This window comes from Streptomyces sp. NPDC060366 (genome assembly GCF_042725135.1).
Classification (GTDB): Bacteria; Actinomycetota; Actinomycetes; order Streptomycetales; family Streptomycetaceae; genus Streptomyces.
Map to the genome: position 1 here is coordinate 19,095 of NZ_JBHXDC010000009.1, position 22,507 is coordinate 41,601.

The following is a 22,507-nucleotide window of genomic DNA, read 5'->3' on the forward strand; positions in this document are numbered from 1 at the left end:
AAGCACCGGATCGCCGAGCGCCCGGACAAAGCGGACGACGCGGGAGACAGCGCCGGACCGGGCCGCGCGTGCCGGTCACGACAACGGTCCGCCGCCTGCGAAGAGGACGCAGATGACGGACCGTTGGGAGATCGCCTCGCGAGGTCTCGCGCGGGCTATCGCGCAGGGCGCGTGCGGAGAATGGCTGGAACTGTTCAAACCGCGGCCTTCTTGAGACGCCGGCGTTCACGCTCGGAGAGACCGCCCCAGATACCGAACCTCTCGTCGTTGGCGAGGGCGTACTCCAGGCATTCGGAGCGGACCTCACAGGCGAGACAGACCTTCTTCGCCTCCCGGGTGGAGCCGCCCTTCTCGGGGAAGAAGGACTCGGGATCGGTCTGGGCGCACAACGCGCGCTCCTGCCAGCCGAGTTCCTCGTCCGCGTCCTCGACCAGCAGTTGTTCGAACAGCTCGGTCATGTGCGCCCCTCGTCTGTCTTTACGTCCCCGTGCTTGCGGCCGCTACCGTTTTCGGCCGAACGACACGAGTGAAATTACAAGTGTGCGGATACGAGCCAGTCAAGCCGAGATCTGCTATTGGTCCCGGTATTCACTCTGCGGAACCAAGGCTATGCGGAAAGTGTTCAAATCACCAAAAACCTGACACATGCCACTGGCCTGCCCGCATCCACTCCTCTCCGGGGGAGACGTCAGCAGCCGTGTCGATGTTGCGATCCAGCCACGGAAGCGATTCGAATCACAGTCCGATCACGAGAGCGCGACGGTGTTTGCGAGCCCGACTGCTGCGCCATGTCTCCCCGTCAGCGGCCGCACAAACCTTTCCCCTGACTCAGTAACCGGATGAGGTGAAACATTGCCGCCAAATCGGTCATTGAGTTGACAAGTGGGAACCGTTCCCGCCACCTTTGATTGCATGCCGGTCACCTCAGCGATGTACGCGACCCACACCCGTGGATTCCGCAGTGCTGCCCAGACCCGCTGTCGCTGTACCTGTTGTCCGTGCTGTTGAGCCACTGAAGCTCCGGCCGTACATCTCCTTCCCCACCCTCTTTTCGCGCACTTGCTTCGCGCCCCCACGCACGCCTTCTGCCGAGGAACCTCCACACCCATGAACAGCGACAGCGACCTTCAGATCGCAGGCGATCTCCTTGAGGTGCCGCACCTTCTCCAGCCCGCCCGCGAGCACCCCGCCACCGTGGCCGAATTCGCCGGTCTGGCCCGTGCCATCGCCGCCGACCGCGCGCGGTGGACCGCACTCGTCGAGTACGACGCCGCCAGCCGCTGGTACCACCGGCTGAGCACCGGCCCCGGCTACGAGGTGTGGCTGCTCTCCTGGGTGCCCGGCCAGCGCAGCGGACTGCACGACCACGGCCGCTCGTCCGGCGTTCTGACCGTCCTCGACGGCGAACTGACGGAGCGTACGCGGACGGCGGGCCGCACACTCCTCGGCGGCGCACAGCGGGTCTTCGCCCCCGGATACGTCCACGAGGTGGTCAACGATTCACTCGAACCGGCCGTGAGTCTGCACATCTACTACCCGGGTCTGACCGAGATGCCGATGCACTCTGCCCGGTGCGCCCCGGCGGCCCAGGATGTCGTACCCGCCTGACAAACTGCACAGCATGCGCATTGTGGTTCTGGCCGGCGGTATCGGTGGTGCCCGTTTCCTGCGTGGCCTCAAACAGGCCGCGCCGGACGCGGACATCACGGTGATCGGCAACACGGGTGACGACATCCATCTGTTCGGGCTGAAGGTCTGCCCGGACCTCGACACGGTGATGTACACCCTCGGGGGTGGCATCAATGAAGAGCAGGGCTGGGGACGTGACGACGAGACGTTCCAGGTCAAGGCGGAGCTCGCGGCGTACGGCGTGGGGCCCGAGTGGTTCGGCCTCGGCGACCGCGACTTCGCCACCCACATCGTCCGCACGCAGATGCTGGGTGCCGGTTATCCGCTGAGCGCGGTGACCGAGGCGCTCTGCGCGCGCTGGAAGCCCGGCGTCCGGCTGCTGCCCATGTCCGACGACCGCGTCGAGACACATGTCGCCGTCGATGTGCCGGACAGCCCCACGGGCGAGCGCAAGGCCGTGCACTTCCAGGAGTACTGGGTGAAGATGCGGGCCTCTGTCGAGGCTCACGCGGTCGTGCCCGTCGGCGCCGACCAGGCGAAGCCGGCGCCCGGTGTGCTGGAGGCCGTCGCCCAGGCCGACGTCGTCCTCTTCCCGCCGTCCAACCCCGTCGTCAGCATCGGCACGATCCTGGCCGTGCCGGGGATCCGCGAGGCGATCGCCGACGCCGGGGTGCCGGTCGTCGGGCTCTCGCCCATCGTCGGGGACGCGCCGGTGCGCGGGATGGCCGACAAGGTCCTCGCGGCGATCGGCGTCGAGTCGACGGCCACCGCCGTGGCGCAGCACTACGGCTCGGGACTGCTGGACGGCTGGCTGGTCGACACCGTGGACGCGGCAGCCGTCGCCGAGATCGAGGGCGCGGGGATCCGCAGCAGGGCCGTACCGCTGATGATGACCGATCTGGACGCGACGACAGCGATGGCGCGTGAGGCGCTGGCGCTGGCCGAGGAGGTGCGGGCGTGACGTTGTCCCACGAAAGCGGAAGCGAAGACGGGCGCGAAGGCGGAGTGGCTGACGAAGGTGCGGGGACGCGCGCTGACGCGGGCGTCCTCTCGTACGGCGTCCGGGCGCTCGACGGGCTGCCCGAGGTCCGCGCGGGCGACGATCTCGCGAAGCTCATCGTCGCCGCGGGGCCCGGTCTGGTCGACGGGGACATCCTCCTCGTGACGTCGAAGATCGTGTCCAAGGCCGAGGGCAGGATCGTCGAGGCGCGGGACCGTGAGGCGGCGATCGACGCCGAGACCGTCCGCGTCGTGGCGCGGCGCGGGCCGCTGCGGATCGTGGAGAACCGGCAGGGCCTGGTGATGGCGGCGGCCGGTGTCGACGCGTCCAACACCCCTCCGGGGACGGTTCTGTTGCTGCCCGAGGACTCCGACGCCTCGGCCCGTGCGATCCGCGACGGGCTGCGGGACGCGCTGGGCGTGGACGTCGGCGTGATCGTCACGGACACCTTCGGCCGGCCGTGGCGCAACGGGCTGACGGACGTCGCGATCGGCGCGGCGGGAGTGCGGGTCCTGGACGATCTGCGCGGCGGTACGGACGCGCACGGCAATCCGCTGGGCGCGACGGTCGTCGCTCTCGCAGACGAACTGGCCGCCGCGGGCGACCTGGTGAAGGGCAAGGCCGCCGGGCTGCCGGTGGCGGTCGTGACCGGCCTCGGGCGGCTGGTGGGCGAATCGGCGGACGGCGCGCGGGCGATGGTGCGGGTCGCGGCCGACGACATGTTCCGGCTCGGGACGTCCGAGGCGGTACGGGAGGCGGTCACCCAGCGCCGTACGGTCCGGGAGTTCACCGACGAGCCGGTCGACACGGGCGCGGTCCGCCGCGCGGTCGCCGCGGCCGTGACGGCTCCGGCGCCGCATCACACGACGCCGTGGCGGTTCGTCCTGCTGGAGTCGCCCGAGTCGCGTCTGCGGCTCGTCGACGCGATGCGGGACGCGTGGATCGCGGACCTGCGCCGCGACGGCAAGTCGGAGGACTCGGTCGCCAAGCGGGTACGGCGCGGGAACGTACTGCGCGCCGCGCCGTATCTGGTGGTGCCGTGCCTGGTGGCGGACGGCGCGCACACGTACGGGGACGCGCGGCGCGACATGGCCGAGCGCGAGATGTTCGTGGTCGCGACGGGCGCCGGTGTGCAGAACTTCCTGGTGGCCCTGGCCGGAGAGCGGCTCGGCTCCGCGTGGGTGTCGTCCACGATGTTCTGCCGCGACGTCGTACGGGACGTGCTCGAACTGCCCGCGAACTGGGACCCGATGGGCGCGGTGGCGGTCGGGCACGCGGCGACGGCCCCGAAGAGCAGGCCGGGGCGGGAGCCGGAGGACTTCATCGAGGTGCGGTGAGCCCGCGTGGTCCGTCCGTAGGCCCCCTAGAGATGGGCGATTCTGCCGACGGGCATGCGTGGTGCGCGGCGTGGTGGGGTGCGGCCGCTGAGGAGGATGAGCCGTACGGCGCGGTGGCGCTGGCCGGCGTACGGCTCCAGCAGTTCGAGCATCCCGGCGTCGTCGGTGTCGGGGCGGCCGGCGAGCGCGTAGCCGACGATGCCCGGCAGATGGAGGTCGCCGACGGTGACGGCGTCCGGAGCGCCGTTGGACCGCTGAAGGACCTCGGCGGCGGTCCACGGCCCGATGCCGGGGATCAACTGGAGCCGGGCGGAGGCGAGTTCGGGCTCCATGCCGGCGGCCTCCTCCAGCCGGCGGGCGACGCGGGCCGCGCGTACGACGGTGTCGGAGCGTTTGGCGTCGACACCGGCCTTGTGCCACTCCCAGGACGGGATCATGGCCCATGCGCGGGCGTCGGGCATGACGTACATCCGGCTGTCGCGACGGCCGTCGGACGAGTCGCCGTAGGGACCGGGGGCGGGCTCGCCGTATTTGCGTACGAGGTGGCGCCAGGCGCGGTTCGCCTCGATCGTCGTGACCTTCTGCTCCAGGATCGACGGGATCAGCGACTCCAGGACGAGGCCGGTACGGCACAGGCGCAGGCCCGGACGGCGGCGCTGGGACGCGGCGAGGAGCCTGTGGCGCGGGACGAAGGCGGCGGGGTCGTCCGAGGCGCCGAGCATCTCGGGCAGCCGCTCCAGCAGCCAGTCCGCGCCCTGGCCCCATGCCTCGGCGTGCACGGTGCCGTCGCCGACCGCCCTGACCCGCAGGGTGCCGGGTCCGGCGGGCGTCCGGGTGGCGCGGACGGCGGAGCCGTCGGGCGCGGTACGGAAGGTGGGGTCGGCGGGGCCGCGTCGCAGGGGCCCGAGGACGAGGCCCAGCTCGAACGCGTCGCCCGGCGGGGTCCAGGTCCGGGTCTTGGCGCTCGTGGTGCCGGTGCGAGGGCCGATGCCGCCGGGTGTTCGGGGGGTGGGGACGGCGGGGGTACGGGGGGCGAAGCGGCCTGCCACGGGGAGGGTCCTTGGTGTCGGGGTCTGTGACGAGGGTAGGCGGTCCGCGAGCGGGGCCTCTCCCCTGCCCCGCCCCTTCCCGAAACCGGGGACGGGCCCCCGGACCCCCGGCCCCCGACAGGCCGGCCCTTGTCCTCGATCGCCGGACAGGCTTCAAGCAAGGACGTGTTACTCGTCCGACGAGAAGCGGATCGAGCGCGGCGGGAGCGTCGTGTCGCACCAGACGCGGGCTCCCGCGTGGAGCTCGTTGTCCGGGCCCACCGTCGCGCCGTCGCCGATCACCGTGCCCGACAGTGTCGTACGCGCGCCCACCCGCGCTCCCGCGCCCACCAGTGAGTCCGTGATGACCGCCCCGGGACCGATCACCGCGTTGTCCAGGATCGCGCTGCCCGAGATGCGGGCGCCCTCCGCGATCACCGCGCCCGCGCCGATCACCGTGCCCGCCGTGAGCTTCGCGTCCGGGGCGACCGTGGCCGACGGGAGGACGAGACGGTCGCCGCAGCGGCCCGGGACCGCCGGGGACGGTGCCACGCCGAGGACCAGGTCCGCCGAGCCGCGGATGAACGCCTGGGGCGTGCCCAGGTCCAGCCAGTACGTGGAGTCGACCATGCCGTGCAGATGCGCGCCCGACTCCAAGAGGCCCGGGAACGTCTCGCGTTCGACCGACACCGGACGCCCCGCCGGGATGGAGTCGATCACCGAGCGGCGGAATACGTACGCCCCCGCGTTGATCTGGTCGGTGACGATCTCCTCCGGGGTCTGCGGCTTCTCCAGGAACGCCGTGACCCGGCCGCTGTCGTCCGTCGGCACCAGCCCGAACGCCCTCGGGTCGTCGACCCGTGTCAGATGCAGCGAGACGTCCGCCCCGGCCGACGCGTGGGTGTCGACCAGCGCCCCGATGTCCAGACCCGTCAGGATGTCGCCGTTGAAGATGAGCACCGGGTCGTCCGGACCGGAGTCCAGCCGGGAGGCGACGTTGCGGATCGCGCCGCCGGTGCCGAGCGGCTCGTGTTCGGTGACGTACTCCAGCCGCAGGCCGAGCGACGAGCCGTCCCCGAAGTACGGCTCGAAGACCTCGGCCAGATAGGACGTCGCCAGAACGATGTGCTCGACACCGGCGGCCCGCGCCCGTCCCAACTGATGTGCGAGGAACGGGACGCCGGCCGCCGGGACCATCGGCTTGGGCGTGTGCACCGTGAGCGGCCGGAGCCGGGTGCCTTTGCCGCCGACCAGGAGGATCGCTTCAGTCACCTTGTTCGTCTCTGCTTCCTGCTGGGGCCGGCGGTCCCCCCGTCCGGGGGGTGACCGGCCAGTCTAGGAGCGTCCCTGGTACTTCGCGGCGGACACACGGACCGAGCCGAGTTTGCTGTACAGCTTGTTGCCCGGACAGTCCGTCACGAACCCGTCCCGATGACCGGACACCGCGTTCATGCTGACCTTCCGGCCCTTCTTGTACTTGTTGCTGCCGCCCGACGTCAGTGTCACCTTGCCCCGCGGGTTGATTCCGTGCAGGCCGAGCTTCCAGGCGCTGAGCTTGGCGACAGCCCTCGTGACGGCCGCGGGCGGGTTGGTGCTCGAGTACGAGCCGAGAACGGCGATGCCAGTGGTGTTCGTGTTGAAACCGAGGGTGTGAGCGCCCATGACCGGCTTCGTCACGCCTCCGGCGCGCCCCTCGTAGATGTTTCCGCACTTGTCGATGGCGAAGTTGTAGCCGATGTCCCGCCAGCCGCTGCTCGTCACGTGGTAGCGGTAGATACCGCGAATGACTGAGGGCGCCTGCTTGCAGGTGTAGTTGTTGCCGGTCGCGCTGTGGTGGACGAAGGCGGCCTTCACCGTCTTCGTGTAGCCGAACTGCTTCTCACGCAGCTTCTCGTTGGCGCCCCATCCCTTGCGCGAGATGATCTTCGGGCGGGGTGCGGTGTACGGCTTGGCGGCGACGCCGGTGTCCGTGACGGTTCCGTCCTCGGTCTCCGTGACCGCGCCGTCGTCGGTCTCGGTGACGGTGTCGTCGTCGGTCTCGGTGACGGTGTCGTCGTCGGTGTCCGTGGCGGTGTCGTCGTCGGTTTCGGTGACGGCGCCGTCATCGGTGTCGTCGTCGGTCTCCGTGAGGTCCGGGTCGGTCGCGACCGCCTGACCGCGCGAGGCGTCGGTCCCCGTCACCGGCAGTTGCTCCGGCGCCTCCCCCGGATCCACGAGTTCCAGGCTCAGCCCGCGGGGCAGCGACGCGTGGGCGGGGTCCGCGTCCGGGTCGTCGTCGTCCGCCCGGACCCGCACCTGGACACCGTCCGACGCCCCGACCCACAGGGGGGCCGTCGATCCCCGTACGGTGCCGGAGTCGCGCTCCGACGTACCGAGATCGGCGCCGTGCTCGGCGTTGTGCGTCTCCAGGTTCTGCCAGCCGGACCAGGTGCCCGTTTCGGCGGACCGGTTTCTGACCTGGACCGAGCCGTGGAGTTCGGCGTCGGCGTCGTCCCAGACGACACCGACGAGCGAGAAGGGTTGGACGTCCCGCTCGGGCAGCCCCTGCTCGGTGGCGACACCGGAGGACCGATCCGACCCGAGCGGGACGAGTGGCAGCGACTCGGTGGAGCCCGGAACGGATGTGCCCGCCCGGGCGTCCTGGGGAGCCGCCACAGCCCCGGAGGGCATGGAGAGCGGGAGTACGAGAGCCGCGGCACACGCGACGCCGATCGAGGATGACAGGAATACACGCATGTTCCGATCGTGCGGTCGGCCGGCCGGGGCCGCCTTCCGGGAGCACCCAAGGAAACTGACGGGCCATCGGACCAACCGGTGGACGGCATCACCGGTACGGCGGTGCGCGCCGGCCGCCCCGGCGTACCCTTGCCCGCGTGAACGCCAGCGACCACACCCCCGCCGACCTGCTGCGATCCGCCCTCGCCACGGATCCTGCCCGCCCCTTGGTCACCTTCTACGACGATGCCACCGGTGAACGCGTGGAATTGTCCGTGGCCACCTTCGCCAATTGGGTGTCCAAGACCGCGAACCTCCTCCAGGGCGACCTCGCCGCCGCGCCCGGCGACCGGCTCGCGCTGCTGCTGCCCGCGCACTGGCAGACGGCCGTCTGGCTGCTCGCCTGTTCCTCGGTCGGGGTGTGCGTCGAGATCGGCGGCGACCCGGCCGACGCGGATGTCGTCGTCAGCGGTCCGGCCCCGGAGGACCTCGCCGCCGCCCGCGCCTGCCGTGGCGAGCGGCTGGCGCTCGCGCTGCGTCCGCTCGGGGGCCGCTTCCCGCAGGCGCCCGACGGGTTCGCCGACTACGCGGTCGAGGTGCCCGGCCAGGGCGACCGGTTCGCCCCGTTCGCTCCGGTGGACCCGGACGCGCCCGCGCTCGTCGTCGGCGGTACGGAGCTGACGGCGGCCCAGGTCGTCGGGCGGGCCCGCGCCGACGCCACGGCCCTCGGTCTGACGGCGCCCGGCGCGCGCCTACTGTCCGACAGGCCGTACGACTCCTGGGACGGGCTCTCGGCCGGGCTGTACGCGCCGCTCGCCGCGGGCTCGTCGGTGGTGCTGTGCCGCAACATGGACCAGTTGTCGGCGGAGGGGCTGGCCAAGCGGATCGAGAGCGAGCGCGTCACCGGCACGGCGGACGGCGACACGGTGAGCTGATGGCCCGACGGGTTCCGGCGTGGAACGCCGCCTCCGGTAGATGATCGTCGGTAGATCCAGTTCAGTGCACAACCAAGCGTGCGGTTCAGCCGTCTACACCTGAAACCGGCGGAGCCGTGCGCCGCCGACGCCATGAAGGATGGACTCGCCCGTGACCGACAGTGCTGGCACGCCGCCCGAACCGGACCCCCGGGCCGACGACGAGCCGCCGACCGCGTCGCCCGGGTCCGACGGCGACGACACCGCGGCGGACGGAGCCGAAGCGAAGGAAGCCGGAGCCGAGAGAGCCGCCGAAGGCGAAGCCGTACCGGACGAAGGCAAGGCCGAGTCGACGGCCGACGAGAAGGCCGACGAGAAGGCGGACGCGCAGACCGTCGCGCAAGCCGAGTCGCCGGACGTCCCGGACGCCCCCGCCGCCCTTCCCGCCGCCGACGCCGAAGATCCCGACGCCGCCGCCCCGCGTAAACGCCACTGGCTCCGCTGGACCGCCCTCGGCACCTCCGTCGTCGTCCTCGCCGCCTCCGGTGTCGGCTGGTGGTTCTACCAGAAGCTCGACAGCAACATCACCACCGACACCACCGCCGAAGCCGAGCTGCGGACGTACGAGAAGGAACGCCCCAAGCCCATCGCCGTCGACGCGAAGAACATCCTGCTCATCGGCTCCGACACCCGCTCCGGCGAAGGCAACGGCAAGTACGGCCGCGACGACGGCGGTTCGCAGCGCTCCGACACCACGATCCTGCTGCACCTCGCCGCCGACCGGCAGAGCGCGACCGCCGTGTCCATCCCGCGCGATCTGATGGTCGAGATCCCGAGCTGCCAGACCTCGGACGACAAGCGCTCGCGGAAGCAGTCCGCGCAGTTCAACTGGGCCTTCCAGTTCGGCGGTACGGCGTGTGCGGTCCGTACGGTCGAGAAGCTCACCGGTATCCGCGTCGACCATCACATGGTGGTCGACTTCAGCGGGTTCAAGGACATGGTGGACGCCGTCAACGGCGTCGACGTCTGTCTGAAGAAGCCCGTCGACGACAGCGACGCGCATTTGAAGCTGCCTGCGGGCAAGCAGACCCTCACCGGCGAGGAAGCCCTCGGATTCGTACGGGCCCGCAAGACCATCGGTGACGGCAGCGACACCGAACGCATGGAGCGCCAGCAGCAGTTCCTCGGTTCGCTCGTCAAGAAGGTGCAGAGCAACGGCGTTCTGCTCAATCCGACCCGGCTGTATCCGGTGCTGGACGCGGCGACCAAGTCGCTGACGACGGATCCCGGACTGAACACGCTCAGGGACCTGTACGACCTGGCACGCGGTTTGCGGAACGTACCGACGGAAAAGGTGCAATTCCTGACCGTACCGCGACAGCCTTATGTCAATGACCCGAACCGTGACGAGCTGGTGCAACCCGCCGCGGGGGAGCTGTTCACGCAACTGCGCAAGGACGAGCCCGTCTCGGTCGTCCCCGCGGGCCAGGAGCGGAACAGCGAAAACGACGGAGGGGACACTCAACGTGACGAAGAAAGTACGAAGACGGACGAAAAGCCGGACGACATGGGATCGTCGAGTGCCACTCCGACTCCGTCTTTCCCGGGCACAAATGCCGCCGCCGGGCTGTGCGAGTAAAAGCAATACCAAGTAGGAGTCGGCAGTCTATGACGATTGGGCAGATTGCCCCCTTGTAAGAGGAGTCGAATTTGTCACCAACGTCGCTGGACGCTGAACTGGGCGGATAGTGTGACGCGATCCGGTACATCGGACCGCAGAGGTCGCGCACACCGCCGGATCGAAAGACCGAGCGCTTTTGGGGGATGAAGCGCTTCGCGTGGCACCGACGGAGGACTCAAGCAACCGTGGATGCGCAAGGCCGTGGACAAGGCGACGGGATCGATCCCGCCGACCAGTGGGTACTCAACCCGCAGACCGGCAATTACGAATTGCGACTGAACCACTCCGAAGGGCAGTCGTCCGCCCCTTCCCGTGACGCGGGAAACGGGCACGACGCTCCTCGCCGGTCGAGAAACGCGCCGCCCGCGGACGGTTCGCCGCAGGGGCGTTCCGCCGGAGACCGCAGAGCGCCCGGCGCCGCGGGAGCGGGCGCGGGCGCCGGCGCCGCCGGCACGGCCGACGAAGCGGGCGCGAGCATCCCGCGCGCCCGCAACTCCTCCGGTTCCACCGGCACTTCGGGTACGTCCCGCCGGGACGTGCCCGCCCAGCGCGGGCGCCGCGGCGCGAACAACGCCGACGCGGCGGGCGCCGCGGGCGCGGGCCGCCGCAAGCGCAAGGCGCCGCCCAAGTCCCGCAAGAAGAAGATCCTCGGCTGGACGGGCGGCATCACGGCGTTCATCCTCGTCGGCGGGGCGGGCGCCGCCTACTACGCGTACCAGGAGCTCAACGGCAACATCAATACGATCGATGTCGAGGGAGCGGGCAGCGGAGGGTTCAAGAAGGACCAGGCCGTCAACATCCTGGTGATCGGTACCGACAAGCGCACCGGGTCCGGCAACGAGGGCTACGGCGACAAGGACAGCGTCGGCCACGCCGACACCACGATCCTCTTCCATGTCTCCAAGGACCGGACGAACGCGACCGCGCTCTCCATCCCCCGCGACCTGATCACCGACATCCCGGACTGCAAGACGAATACCGAATCCGGCGAGAAGATCATCCCGGGCGAGCAGGGGGTCCGCTTCAACACCAGCCTCGGCCAGTCCGAGCGGGACCCGGGCTGCACGATGCGTACGGTCAAGGAGCTGACCGGGCTGACGGTCGACCACTTCATGATGGCCGACTTCAACGCGGTGAAGACGCTGACGACCGCGGTCGGCGGTGTCGAGGTGTGCGTCGCCAAGGACGTCGACGACCCCGATTCTCATCTGAAGCTGAGCAAGGGCAAGCACGTCATCAAGGGCGAGCAGGCTCTCGCCTTCGTACGTACGCGCCACAGCTTCGGCAACGAGAGCGACCTGGACCGCATCCAGACCCAGCAGCAGTTCCTGAGCGCCATGATCCGCAAGATGAAGTCCAGCGAGACTCTGACCAGCCCTTCGAAGCTGTGGGACCTGGCGAAGGCGGCGACCGACGCGCTCACGGTCGACTCCCAGATCGGCAGCATCGAGAAGCTGCGCGACCTCGGTACGGAGCTGTCCAAGGTCAATCCCAAGAACATCAGCTTCACCACGCTCCCCGTCATAGACAACCCGGCGGAGGTCGTGAAGGCGACGGTCGTCGTGAACGAGGCGCAGGCGAAGCCGCTGTTCGCCATGATGCAGAGCGACACCTCCCTCACCGAGGTGAAGAAGCAGGAGAAGGCCGCCAAGAGCAAGCAGGCGGCGCTCCTCAAGGGAACCAAGGCAGCCCCCGCCGATGTCAGGGTCGATGTGTTCAACGGCGGCGGGCCGCAGGGTTCCGCCCAGGAGACGCTCGCCTGGCTCCAGAACGAGGAAGGCGTACCGAAGTCCACCAACAAGGGCAACGCGCCCGAGGAGTTGGACAAGACGTCGCTGGAGTACGCACCGAACCAGGCAGACCAGGCCCGCCGTCTCGCGGACATGATGGGCCTGCCCGCCGGGGCGATGAAGCCGGGCAAGGAGGACGCCGAGGGGTTGCAGGCGATGACCCTGACGCTCGGTGCGGACTTCAAGGGTGCGGGCGTGCCCATCGTCGGACCGGCGAAGGCGCCGGACGGCGTGCAGAAGGTGGAAGCCGACAAGCAAGTGTGCGCCAAGTGAGCCAGGCCCCGGTACGCCCGGAGCGCCGGCTCGCACGGAGCGCTTGAGCGACAGGGGTAGGGGGCACGGGGTGGAACAGAGCACGCGCAGACAGAAGACACGGCAACGCGTCCCGCACGCCGGTGAGTTGGGCTGGGACGACAGTCTGTACGAGGACGGTGCGGGCGGGGCCGCGGGTGGGCCCGATGCCACGTCAGGCGCCGGTGACGGCGGTGCGAACGGCGGCGCGGGGTCCGGCGACGGCTCCGGCGACGCCGCCGCCGGCAGCGGTGACGGCTCGGGCCGGGCGAGACGGGGCGGCCCCCGCCGCAACGGCGCGCGTCCCCGCAACCGGCGCGGCAAACGCCGAATACTGCGCTGGGTATCCGCCGCCGTCGCCCTGCTGATACTCGGCACGGCCGGCGCCGGATACCTCTACTACCGCCATCTCGACGGCAAGCTGAAAAAGGAAGACCTGACGCTCGGCGACAAGCCGATGGCCGACCACAAGGCCAACTCCGCGGGCCAGACCCCGCTCAACATCCTGCTCATCGGCTCCGACGCCCGCGACTCCGAGGCGAACCAGAAGCTCGGCGGCGCCAAGGAGACCTTCGGCGGCCTGCCCCTGGCCGACGTACAGATGCTGCTCCACGTGTCCGCCGATCGCAGCAACATGTCGGTGGTCAGCATGCCGCGCGACACGATGCTGAAGATGCCCAAGTGCACCGACCCGGAAACCGGCAAGGTCTACCCGGCGAGCACGAGCAACGTACAGACCAACGAGAGTCTGGGACGCGGGGGTCCGGGCTGCACGGTGGCCACCTGGTACGAGCTCACCGGCATCACCATCGACCACTTCATGATGATCGACTTCGCGGGCGTGGTGTCGATGGCGGACGCCATAGGCGGCGTACCGGTCTGCGTCGAGGAGAACGTCCACTCGCGCAACGCCGAGGGCAAGGGCTCGGGGCTGAAGCTGAAGGCGGGTGAAAACGTCATCCAGGGCGAGCAGGCGCTTCAGTGGCTGCGTACGCGTTACGGCTTCGAGGACGGCAGCGACCTCGCCCGCACCCACGCCCAGCACATGTACATGAACTCGATGGTCCGGGAGCTGCGCAAGGGCGCCAAGCTGACCGACCCCGGGAAGCTGATGAGCCTCGCCGAGGCGGCCACCGACGCGCTGACCGTCGACAAGGACCTGGGCGGCGTCAAGAAGCTGTACGACCTGGCGGAAGAGCTCAAGCAGGTGCCCACGAACCGGATCACGATGGCGACGATGCCGAACGTGTACGGCGAGGGGACCGAGGCCGGGCGGGTGTTCCCGAAGCCGGGCGACGCCGAGCAGCTGTTCGACATGGTCCGCGACGACGTGCCGCTGGACGGCAAGGCGTCCAAGCGCAAGCCTCCGGCCGAGTCCAAGGACCCGGCGGCGGCTCCGGCCGAGACCGGGGTGCTCGTACGCAACGGAACGGGCAGCGACACGCTGGCGCCGACGCCGCAGCGGGCCACGGCGGTCGCGGGGCTGCTCAACGCCGAGGGCTACACGAAGGCCGTGGCGGACGTGACGCCCGACGCGACCGCGCGTACGGAGGTCCTGTTCCCGAGCGCGGACTTGGAGGGCGACGCGCAGGCGGTCGCCAAGTCCCTCGGCATTCCGGTGAGTTCGGCGAAGAAGTCGACCGAGGTGTCGGGTGTGACGCTCGTCGTGGGCGCCGACTGGCGTAAGGGTGACACGTACCCGAAGTCGGCGGCGAAGGATGAGGGCAAGACGCCGGACACGGCGCGGGCGCTCAACGGCGCCGACGACACCGAGTGCATGGCGATCCAGCCCGGCTTCACCTACTGAAGCCGGCCGGACCCGTACGGACCGCAGATGGAGAAGGAGCCCCGAGGCCGATGCGCCTCGGGGCTCCTCGCGTACGTGACCGCCTTGCTCAGACGCCCTGCTGGACCGCCGGGCGGCGGCTCGCTATGACCTTCTTGGCGAGCGAACGCGGGCTGGTCAGGAAGCCGGCTCCCCACGACATGTGCATCGTGGCGAGCGCGAGCGGGATCTGGAGCCGCGCCTTGAGGGGCAGGCCCTTGCCCGCCGGGATGGAGCCCGCGACGATCGCGGCGAGATAGCCGCCGGGGACGATGAGCGCCCAGGGCGTGAAGGCGAGGCCGACGACGACGCCCAGGACGTTGGCACAGACCGCGACCGGCGGGGCGAGGTAGCGCAGATTGATCGAGCCCGAGTGGAAGCGGGCGACGACATGGCGCCAACGGCCGTAGTTCTTGTACTGCTTGGCGAGCTCCCGGACGGACGGCCGCGGCCGGTACTGGACGCGCAGTTCGGGCGAGAACCAGATCTGGCCGCCTGCCTCGCGGATCCGGAAGTTCAGTTCCCAGTCCTGGGCGCGGATGAACTCCTCGTTGTAGCCGCCCTGTTGCTCCAGCGCGGCCCGCCGGAAGACCCCGAGGTAGACGGTCTCGGCGGGGCCCGCCGAGCCGCCCGTGTGGAAGGCCGCGTTGCCGACGCCGATCTTGGAGGTCATCGCCGCGGCGACGGCGTGCTCCCAGTCGTTCTCGCCCTCGGCGTGCATGATGCCGCCGACGTTCTGCGCGCCCGTCTCCTCCAGGAGCCGTACGGCGGTGGAGATGTAGTTCGGCGAGAGCATGCCGTGGCCGTCCACGCGCACGACGACGGGGTGCTTGGACGCCTTGATGGCCGCGTTGAGCGCCGCCGGCGTGCGGCCGGTGGGGTTGGGCACGGTCTGCACGCGGGCGCGGTCACTGTCCGCCGTCTCGCGCACGAGTTCGGCCGCGATCTCGTCGGTGCGGTCCGTGGACGGACCGAGCGCGATGACCACTTCCATCTCGCCGTCGTACTCCTGCTCCAGGATGTGCTGGACGGAGTTCCTCAGATGCCGTTCCTCGTTGAGCACCGGCATGATCACGGAGACGGCGGGGGGCTGGGCAGGCATGTGATCCTTCGGGCGTCAGGGAGAGGGGTTCACCGAACGCCACGTTACCGCGAATGGGGGACTGCGACGCGCGTCGGGCGGGCTCAGCGCAAGGCTGCTGATCGTATGGGCCTACGTTGCGTCCCCTGGTCCCCCTTCGCCCCCTCACTCAGTAGTCCAGCCGTCCCCGTCGCCCGCGGAGGTGTCCCCCGTGCCCACACCACCCCGCTCCCCCCGGCCCCGGCCGGCCGGTCGGCCGAGACCGCCGCAGACCGGTGTGCGGGACGCGCGGAGCGTAGGCAACGCCCGGAACGCGCGCGGCAGACGTGACGGACGGCCCCGCTGGGGGATGCGGATGGCGACCACTCTCTCCGTGCTGGTCCTCGGCGCCGGCGGCATCGGCCACGCGCTGGTGACCAGTCTCGACACGGGAATCGACCGGGTCGACCCGTTCAAGGACATGAAGAACCGCCCGGACGCGGGTCACGGCATGAACATCCTCCTCGTCGGCACCGACGGCCGCGACAAGATCACCAAGGAGGAGCGGCAGAAGTACCGGCTCGGTGGCGCTCCTTGCCGCTGCACCGACACGATCATGCTCGTCCACATCTCGGAGGACCGGGAGCGCGCGAGTGTCGTGAGCCTGCCGCGCGACAGTTACGCGGAGCTGCCGTCGCACACCGACGGGACCACCGGCGACGAGCACGGACCGCATCCGGTGAAGCTCAACGCGGCGTACTCGGAGGGCGGTCCGCATCTGACGGTCCGGACCGTCGAGAGCATGACGGGCGTGAAGATCAACCATTATCTGGAGATCGACTTCACCAGCTTCATGAAGACGGTGGACGCGCTCGGCGGGGTGGAGATCTGCACCGCCAAGCCGCTGAAGGACTCGCACACCGGCCTCGATCTGAGGGCGGGGACCCACGAACTCGACGGTGGTCAGGCGCTCCAGTACGTACGGTCCCGCCATCTCGACGGCTCGTCCGACCTCGGTCGGATGCAGCGCCAGCAGCGCTTCATGGCGGCGCTGGTCAAGCAGGCCACCAGCAGCGGTGTGCTGCTGAACCCGGTGAAGTTGCGCGGTGTGACCTCGACCATGCTCGAATCGGTGCGGGCGGACAGGGGCTTCGGTACGGAGGAGATGCTCACGCTCGGCAAGGCGATGCGCGACTTCACACCGGCGTCGTCGGAGTTCACGTCGGTGCCGGTCACCACCGGGGGCTACCCGGTCAAGGGCATCGGATCGACGCTGAAGTGGGACCCGGTGAAGTCGAAGAAGCTCTTCCGGGCGCTGCGCGAGGACAAGCCGCTCACACCGTCGGCGCCCGAGGGACCGCGCGGGCCGGAGGGGCCGAAGCAGCCGCCGGCCTCGATGGTCGAGGTGTCACCGCAGCAGATCAGGGTGCAGGTCTACAACGCGACGCGGCAGGACGGTCTGGGCCAGCGCGTCGACGGCGCCCTGCGCGGGACGGGCTTCGACACGACGCGGGCCCCGCTGAACCACACGGGACCCGAGGCTACGCGTACGCAGGTGCTGTTCGACCCGCGCTGGGACCGCTCGGCGAAGTCCTTGGCGGCGGCCCTGCCGGGCTGTGAGCTGCGGCCGGTGCCCCGGCAGGGCGCGACGCTGAGGGTGATGGCGGGGAAGGACTACGAGACGGTGCGGCCGGTACGGGCGGAGAACGCCCTTCAGGGCGAGTTCGGGGCGGTGACCGGCGACCAGGTGGTGTGCCCGTGACACGGCGCGCGGCTCCCTGACCGGTCCTCGTGGTTCCCGGGCCGGCCCTGCCCCCTGGCGCGTGACGCGTCCGGCGGTTGAGGACGGCCGGCCGCCGGACGGGCCGCGTGTGACCGGTCCCGGTCAGTCGTCGATGCCGTCCGCCGCCCGCTTCTCGCGCAGTTCCTTGATCGCCCGGCGCCGGGCCAGCCGGTGCGTGCGCCGGATCTGCGCCTCCTGGTAGCGGCGCTTGTCGCGCTCCGTCTCGGGGACCACCGGCGGTACGGGGCGGGGCCTGCCGTCCGCGTCGACGGCGGCGAAGACGAGATAGGCGCTGCCGACCTGCTGGGCGGGGGTCGACTCGTTCCAGCGCTCGGCGAGTACGCGGACGCCGACCTCCATGGAGGACCGGCCCGTCCAGTTGACCTGGGCCTTCACATGGACCAGGTCACCGACCCGTACCGGCTCCAGGAAGACCATCTCGTCCATGGACGCGGTGACCGCGGGCCCTCCCGAGTGCCGGCCCGCGACCGCTCCCGCGGCGTCGTCGACGAGCTTCATGATCACGCCGCCGTGCACCGTGCCGAGGAGGTTGGTGTCGCTCCCGCTCATGATGTGGCTGAGCGTGGTGCGGGACGCTGAGGTGGGCTTACCCGGAATATCTGTCTCGGGGCGGACGGCCTGGTCTGTCATGCCCTCCACCCTATGCGGGGGTCCGTCACGGCTCGCATTGCATCAGCTTGGCAACAGGGAGGCTGTGATTTTCCTCCACCCCTGTATGCGCGACACCTCTGAGCCGCACACTGGTCCGCATGAACGATTGGCCTGATGGATGGAACGGCGACCGTGCCGACCGTGGCGGCGACCGTTACGGACGCGGCAGCGCGGGCGCGCAGCCCGAGGGAGCGCGCGCCATGCCGCACGTGCAGCGGCGCGCCGTCCCCCAGCAGCCGTCGCAGGGGTACGACGGGGGCTACGACCCGCCGCCGTACAACAGTGACTACAACACCGGACAGGTCTACGGCTCCCCGGCCGACCGGGGTCAGGGCGGACCGCCGCGGGTGCCCCCGCAGGGCTCGTACAACAACGGCGGGGGCTACCCCCCGGACCACGCACCGGACTGGCGGCGCCGTATCAAGATCACCGCGATTTCCGTGCTCGTCGTTGTGCTGACGGTCTCCATAGGCACGTACTTCTGGGCCGACTCCAAGCTCAAGCGCGAGGTCGACCTCTCGAAGGTGATCGAGCGGCCGAAGTCGGGCGACGGCACGAACTATCTGATCGTGGGTTCCGACAGCCGCGAGGGCATGTCCGACGAGGAGAAGAAGAACCTCCACACGGGCAGCGCCGAAGGCAAGCGCACGGACTCGATGATGATCCTGCACGACGGCTCGAACGGCCCGACGCTGGTCTCGCTGCCGCGCGACTCGAACGTGGTGATCCCGTCGTTCCGCGGCTCGGAGTCCGGGAAGATGTTCCCGAACCAGGGCCGGGAGACGAAGCTCAACGCGGCGTACGCGGAGGACGGGCCCGAACTCCTCGTCCGTACGGTCGAGTTCAACACCGGTCTGCACATCGACCACTACGTCGAGATCGGCTTCGCGGGCTTCGCCAACATCGTGGACGCGATCGGCGGTGTGGAGCTGGACATCCCGAAGGCGTTCAAGGACAAGAAGTCGGGTGCCGACTTCCAGAAGGGCAAGCAGACGCTGGACGGCGAGCAGTCCCTGGCGTACGTCCGTACCCGGTACGCGTTCGCGGGCAGTGACCTGGACCGCACGAAGAACCAGCAGAAGTTCCTGGCGGCCCTGGCCTCCCAGACGGCCACGCCGGGCACGATCCTCAACCCGTTCAAGCTCTACCCGACGCTGGGCGCGGGCCTGGACACCCTGATAGTCGACAAGGACATGTCCCTCTGGTCGCTGAGCCAGATGTTCTTCGCGATGAAGGGCGTCACGGGCGGCGACGGCACGTCGATGAACATCCCGATCTCGGGCAGCAAGGGCGGGAACCTGGTCTGGGACAAGGCCAAGGTCAAGCAGCTCGTGGACCAGCTGAACAACGACGAGAAGGTCACTGTCACCTCGGACTGAGCCGGCGGGCGGTCACCCCTCGGGAATCTCCTGGTGATCGCCCGTCGCCCCGTCGATCAGCTCCCGCAGGATGTCCATGTGGCCGGCGTGCCGCGCCGTCTCCTCGATCATGTGGATCAGGACCCAGCGCATCGTCACCGTCCTGCCGCTCCAGGACGTACCGGTCTCCTCCAGGCCGGTCTCCCGGATCGCCAGGTCCGCGGCGGCGCGGGCGCGGGCGTAGAAGGCCAGGATGTCGGCCGTGGACTCGTCCGGCGCGACGGTCATGTCCTCGGTCTCGGTGTCGAACCAGAACGGCTCGGTCTCCCGCCCGAACGTCTCGCAGAACCAGCCGTACTCGACGGTCGCCAGATGCTTCACGAGCGAGAGCAGATTGGTGCCCGAGGGGGTCACGGGACGCCGCAGCGCCTCGTCGTCGAGCCCTTCGAGCTTCCACAGGACCACATCGCGGTGCCGGTCGAGGGCGACGTACAGGCTGTCCTTCTCGCTGCCGGTGTACGGCACGGATCTGATCATGCGGGGAACGTAGCAGGGGGCGCCGACCGCGTCCCCGGCTTTTCCACAGGCGCCCCGGCCCGCCGGGGGGCGGGTCGAGGCGGTCCGGATCGGTTCGTTCGGTTCCGCGTTACGGCAGGTTGCGCGCCATCACGATGCGCTGGATCTGGTTCGTGCCCTCGTAGATCTGGGTGATCTTGGCGTCGCGCATCATCCGTTCCACCGGGTAGTCGCGCGTGTAGCCGTAGCCGCCGAGGAGCTGGACCGCGTCCGTCGTGACCTCCATCGCCACGTCGGAGGCGAAGCACTTGGCCGCGGCACCGAAGAAGGTCAGGTGTTCCTTGTCGCCGCCGTCGGAGATGCGCTGCGAGCGGGCCGCCGCGGAGTAGGTGAGCTGGCGGGCCGCCTCCAGCTTCATCGCCATGTCGGCGAGCATGAACTGGACGCCCTGGAAGTCGCCGATCGGCTTGCCGAACTGCTTGCGCTCCCGGACGTAGCCCGTCGCGTAGTCGAGCGCGCCCTGGGCGATGCCGAGCGCCTGGGCCGCGATCGTGATGCGGGTGTGGTCCAGGGTCTTCATGGCCGTCGCGAAGCCGGTGCCCTCGGCGCCGATGAGCCGGTCGGCGGGGATGCGGACGTTGTCGAGGTAGACCTCGCGGGTCGGTGAGCCCTTGATGCCGAGCTTCTTCTCGGGGGCGCCGAAGGAGACTCCCTCGTCGCCCTTCTCGACGACGAACGCCGAGATGCCCTTCGTACGGAGGTCGGGGTCGGTGACGGCCATCACCGTGTAGTACTCGGAGACGCCGGCGTTGGTGATCCAGCGCTTCACGCCGTTCAGTACGTAACCGTCGCCGTCCCGTACGGCCTTGGTCTTCATGCCGCCGGCGTCCGAGCCCGCGTCCGGCTCGGAGAGGCAGTAGGAGAACATCCCGTCGCCCTTGGCCAGCGGGCCGAGGTACTTCTTCTTCAGGTCCTCGCCGCCGGCGAGTATGACGGGCAGCGAGCCGAGCTTGTTCACGGCCGGGATCAGCGAGGACGACGCGCAGACGCGGGCGACCTCCTCGATGACGATCACGGTGGCCAGTGCGTCGGCACCGGCGCCGCCGTACTCCTCGGGGACGTGGACGGCGTGCAGATCGGCGGCGACCAGCGCGTCGAGCGCCTCCTGCGGGAAGCGGGCCTCCTCGTCCACCGCGGCGGCGAACGGCGCGATCTTCGCCTCGGAGAGCGCGCGCACGGCGTCACGGAGCATGTCGTGCTCCTCGGACGGTCGGTACAGGTCGAAATCAGCTGATCCGGCCACGGTCTTCCACTCCCCTGAATGCTAACTACCGTTAAGTAACCCCAATTTTAGGGGCCAGGAGCGCGGTGGCGTACGTGAGTTTCCCGACAGCTCCCGCACCTTGCCCCGAGGCGCCCGAAAAGGGGTCCGGACGGCGCGGCTATGCTCGGGCACCGCACTCGCGGTGCGATCGCAGCCGCGATCGCACCGGGTGCGACGCATCCCGACCGCACTCCCTGGAGCACCCATGGCCCTCAAGATCACTGTGATCGGTACCGGCTACCTCGGCGCCACCCACGCCGCGGCCATGGCGGAGCTGGGCTTCGACGTGCTCGGGCTCGATGTCGTCCCCGAGAAGATCGAGATGCTGACGGCGGCCAAGGCGCCGATGTACGAGCCCGGCCTGGAAGACCTGCTGCGCAAGCACGTCGCCGGCTTCGAGGGGTCGACCGGCCGGCTGCGCTTCACCTCCTCCTGGGAGGAGGTCGGCGCCTTCGGCGACATCCACTTCGTCTGTGTGAACACCCCGCAGAAGCACGGCGAGTACGCGTGCGACATGAGCTATGTGGAGAGCGCCTTCGATTCGCTGGCCCCGCGGCTGGGCCGCTCGGCGCTGGTGGTCGGCAAGTCGACCGTGCCGGTCGGCAGCGCGGAGCGCCTCGCGCGGCGGCTCACCGAGCTGGCGCCGGCGGGCGTCGACGTCGAGCTGGCGTGGAATCCGGAGTTCCTGCGGGAGGGCTTCGCCGTACAGGACACGCTCCACCCGGACCGGATCGTGGTCGGCACGGCGAGCGACCACGCGGAGAAGCTGCTGCGCGAGGTGTACGCGACACCGATCGGGGAGGGATCGCCGTTCGTCGTGACGGACTTCCCGACCTCCGAGCTGGTGAAGACCGCGGCGAACTCCTTCCTCGCCACGAAGATCTCCTTCATCAACGCGATGGCCGAGGTCTGCGAGGCGGCCGGCGGCGACGTCGTGAAGCTCGCGGAGGCCATCGGCTACGACGAGCGCATCGGGAAGAAGTTCCTGCGGGCCGGGATCGGCTTCGGCGGCGGCTGTCTGCCCAAGGACATCCGGGCGTTCATGGCGCGGGCGGGTGAGCTGGGCGCGGACCAGGCGCTGACGTTCCTGCGCGAGGTCGACTCGATCAACATGCGGCGCCGGGGCCACATGGTGGAGCTGGCGCGCGAGGCGGTCGGCGGCGACTCCTCGTTCCTCGGCAAGCGGGTCGCGGTCCTCGGCGCGACGTTCAAGCCGGACTCGGACGACGTACGGGACTCCCCCGCGCTGAACGTCGCGGGCCAGATCCACCTCCAGGGCGGTCAGGTGACCGTGTACGACCCCAAGGGCATGGACAACGCGCGCGGGATCTTCCCGACGCTCGGATACGCGGAGTCCGCGCTGGAGGCCGTGCGCGGCGCCGATGTCGTGCTGCACCTGACCGAGTGGCGCGAGTTCCGCGAGCTGGACCCCGCGGAGCTCGGCGAGGCCGTGACACGGCGGCTGATCCTCGACGGGCGCAACGCGCTGGACCCGGCGGTGTGGCGCGGGGCGGGCTGGACGTACCGGGCGATGGGGCGGCCGAGGGCCTGACCGGGCCCGGCGGGGAGGCCCCGGGGGTACCG

18 protein-coding genes are annotated in these 22,507 nt (G+C 69.9%); 10 read left to right on the forward strand and 8 right to left on the reverse strand.

The features are described 5' to 3' along the window. Positions 1-194: 194 nt before the first annotated feature. Complete coding sequence (locus tag ACFWHU_RS22130) at positions 195-458, reverse strand: WhiB family transcriptional regulator (RefSeq protein WP_023541320.1); 264 nt, start codon at positions 456-458, stop codon at positions 195-197. Between the two features lie 649 nt (positions 459-1,107). Between ACFWHU_RS22130 and ACFWHU_RS22135 the strand changes: the two genes are divergently transcribed. From ACFWHU_RS22135 to ACFWHU_RS22145, 3 genes are read left to right on the forward strand one after another with little or no spacing between them, the layout of a single operon-like run. Next, positions 1,108-1,608: a cysteine dioxygenase gene (locus ACFWHU_RS22135; protein WP_385797092.1), complete on the forward strand. Its 501-nt coding sequence runs from the start codon at positions 1,108-1,110 to the stop codon at positions 1,606-1,608. Positions 1,609-1,621: 13 nt separating this feature from the next. Continuing rightward, complete coding sequence (cofD, locus tag ACFWHU_RS22140) at positions 1,622-2,590, forward strand: 2-phospho-L-lactate transferase (RefSeq protein ID WP_385797093.1); 969 nt, start codon at positions 1,622-1,624, stop codon at positions 2,588-2,590. A gap of 44 nt (positions 2,591-2,634) precedes the next feature. After that, positions 2,635-3,966 carry a coenzyme F420-0:L-glutamate ligase gene (locus ACFWHU_RS22145; RefSeq protein ID WP_385797095.1) on the forward strand — a complete coding sequence of 444 codons (1,332 nt, stop codon included), beginning with the start codon at positions 2,635-2,637 and terminating at the stop codon, positions 3,964-3,966. Between the two features lie 26 nt (positions 3,967-3,992). Here the strand turns inward: ACFWHU_RS22145 and ACFWHU_RS22150 are convergent, their stop codons facing one another. From ACFWHU_RS22150 to ACFWHU_RS22160, 3 genes are all read right to left on the reverse strand, one after another. Continuing rightward, positions 3,993-5,015: a DNA-3-methyladenine glycosylase family protein gene (locus tag ACFWHU_RS22150; RefSeq protein ID WP_387226579.1), complete on the reverse strand. Its 1,023-nt coding sequence runs from the start codon at positions 5,013-5,015 to the stop codon at positions 3,993-3,995. A gap of 168 nt (positions 5,016-5,183) precedes the next feature. Beyond that, entirely contained in the window at positions 5,184-6,266 is a 1,083-nt protein-coding gene (locus ACFWHU_RS22155; protein WP_385797099.1) for a sugar phosphate nucleotidyltransferase, read from the reverse strand. Between the two features lie 63 nt (positions 6,267-6,329). Continuing rightward, complete coding sequence (locus ACFWHU_RS22160) at positions 6,330-7,730, reverse strand: peptidoglycan recognition protein (RefSeq protein ID WP_387226582.1); 1,401 nt, start codon at positions 7,728-7,730, stop codon at positions 6,330-6,332. A gap of 137 nt (positions 7,731-7,867) precedes the next feature. Here ACFWHU_RS22160 and ACFWHU_RS22165 point away from each other — a divergent pair, with 137 nt between their 5' ends. From ACFWHU_RS22165 to ACFWHU_RS22180, 4 genes are all read left to right on the forward strand, one after another. After that, positions 7,868-8,644, forward strand: a complete 777-nt coding sequence (locus ACFWHU_RS22165) for a TIGR03089 family protein (RefSeq protein WP_385797104.1) — start codon at positions 7,868-7,870, stop codon at positions 8,642-8,644. A 139-nt stretch (positions 8,645-8,783) separates the two neighbouring features. Beyond that, positions 8,784-10,262, forward strand: a complete 1,479-nt coding sequence (locus ACFWHU_RS22170; RefSeq protein ID WP_387226584.1) for an LCP family protein — start codon at positions 8,784-8,786, stop codon at positions 10,260-10,262. Between the two features lie 227 nt (positions 10,263-10,489). Then, on the forward strand, positions 10,490-12,367 hold the full coding sequence (locus tag ACFWHU_RS22175; protein WP_385797110.1) for an LCP family protein: 1,878 nt from the start codon (positions 10,490-10,492) through the stop codon (positions 12,365-12,367). A gap of 70 nt (positions 12,368-12,437) precedes the next feature. After that, the gene (locus ACFWHU_RS22180; RefSeq protein ID WP_387226586.1) at positions 12,438-14,192 is read left to right on the forward strand and encodes an LCP family protein; all 1,755 of its coding nucleotides are present in this window, start codon (positions 12,438-12,440) and stop codon (positions 14,190-14,192) included. 88 nt (positions 14,193-14,280) lie between these two features. Here the strand turns inward: ACFWHU_RS22180 and ACFWHU_RS22185 are convergent, their stop codons facing one another. Beyond that, positions 14,281-15,312, reverse strand: a complete 1,032-nt coding sequence (locus tag ACFWHU_RS22185) for a glycosyltransferase family 2 protein (protein ID WP_387226589.1) — start codon at positions 15,310-15,312, stop codon at positions 14,281-14,283. 328 nt (positions 15,313-15,640) lie between these two features. Between ACFWHU_RS22185 and ACFWHU_RS22190 the strand changes: the two genes are divergently transcribed. Then, positions 15,641-17,032 (forward strand): LCP family protein, encoded by a 1,392-nt coding sequence (locus tag ACFWHU_RS22190; RefSeq protein ID WP_387226591.1) that lies wholly within the window; start codon positions 15,641-15,643, stop codon positions 17,030-17,032. A 123-nt stretch (positions 17,033-17,155) separates the two neighbouring features. Here ACFWHU_RS22190 and ACFWHU_RS22195 read toward each other — a convergent pair whose 3' ends face one another. Further along, a complete protein-coding gene (locus ACFWHU_RS22195; protein WP_356584539.1) occupies positions 17,156-17,704 on the reverse strand; it encodes an acyl-CoA thioesterase in 549 nt (182 codons plus the stop codon). A 119-nt stretch (positions 17,705-17,823) separates the two neighbouring features. Here ACFWHU_RS22195 and ACFWHU_RS22200 point away from each other — a divergent pair, with 119 nt between their 5' ends. Beyond that, positions 17,824-19,104 carry an LCP family protein gene (locus tag ACFWHU_RS22200; RefSeq protein ID WP_385797119.1) on the forward strand — a complete coding sequence of 427 codons (1,281 nt, stop codon included), beginning with the start codon at positions 17,824-17,826 and terminating at the stop codon, positions 19,102-19,104. A 12-nt stretch (positions 19,105-19,116) separates the two neighbouring features. Here ACFWHU_RS22200 and ACFWHU_RS22205 read toward each other — a convergent pair whose 3' ends face one another. Next, positions 19,117-19,620, reverse strand: a complete 504-nt coding sequence (locus ACFWHU_RS22205; protein ID WP_385797121.1) for a DinB family protein — start codon at positions 19,618-19,620, stop codon at positions 19,117-19,119. Positions 19,621-19,729: 109 nt separating this feature from the next. Next, positions 19,730-20,902 carry an acyl-CoA dehydrogenase family protein gene (locus ACFWHU_RS22210; RefSeq protein WP_385797123.1) on the reverse strand — a complete coding sequence of 391 codons (1,173 nt, stop codon included), beginning with the start codon at positions 20,900-20,902 and terminating at the stop codon, positions 19,730-19,732. A 226-nt stretch (positions 20,903-21,128) separates the two neighbouring features. On the opposite strand from ACFWHU_RS22210, the gene ACFWHU_RS22215 reads away from it, so the two are divergent. Then, entirely contained in the window at positions 21,129-22,475 is a 1,347-nt protein-coding gene (locus tag ACFWHU_RS22215) for a UDP-glucose dehydrogenase family protein (RefSeq protein WP_387226595.1), read from the forward strand. The last annotated feature ends 32 nt before the right edge of the window (positions 22,476-22,507 follow it).

Bases quoted from the DNA above. Each gene is read 5' to 3' on its own strand.
- ACFWHU_RS22215 (WP_387226595.1), top strand. From the start codon at position 21,129: ATGGCCCTCAAGATCACTGTGATCGGTACCGGCTACCTCGGCGCCACC.
- ACFWHU_RS22200 (WP_385797119.1), top strand. From the start codon at position 17,824: ATGAACGATTGGCCTGATGGATGGAACGGCGACCGTGCCGACCGTGGC.
- cofD (WP_385797093.1), top strand. From the start codon at position 1,622: ATGCGCATTGTGGTTCTGGCCGGCGGTATCGGTGGTGCCCGTTTCCTG.
- ACFWHU_RS22160 (WP_387226582.1), bottom strand. From the start codon at position 7,730: ATGCGTGTATTCCTGTCATCCTCGATCGGCGTCGCGTGTGCCGCGGCT.
- ACFWHU_RS22195 (WP_356584539.1), bottom strand. From the start codon at position 17,704: ATGACAGACCAGGCCGTCCGCCCCGAGACAGATATTCCGGGTAAGCCC.
- ACFWHU_RS22130 (WP_023541320.1), bottom strand. From the start codon at position 458: ATGACCGAGCTGTTCGAACAACTGCTGGTCGAGGACGCGGACGAGGAA.
- ACFWHU_RS22135 (WP_385797092.1), top strand. From the start codon at position 1,108: ATGAACAGCGACAGCGACCTTCAGATCGCAGGCGATCTCCTTGAGGTG.
- ACFWHU_RS22185 (WP_387226589.1), bottom strand. From the start codon at position 15,312: ATGCCTGCCCAGCCCCCCGCCGTCTCCGTGATCATGCCGGTGCTCAAC.
- ACFWHU_RS22190 (WP_387226591.1), top strand. From the start codon at position 15,641: ATGCGGATGGCGACCACTCTCTCCGTGCTGGTCCTCGGCGCCGGCGGC.
- ACFWHU_RS22170 (WP_387226584.1), top strand. From the start codon at position 8,784: ATGGACTCGCCCGTGACCGACAGTGCTGGCACGCCGCCCGAACCGGAC.
- ACFWHU_RS22205 (WP_385797121.1), bottom strand. From the start codon at position 19,620: ATGATCAGATCCGTGCCGTACACCGGCAGCGAGAAGGACAGCCTGTAC.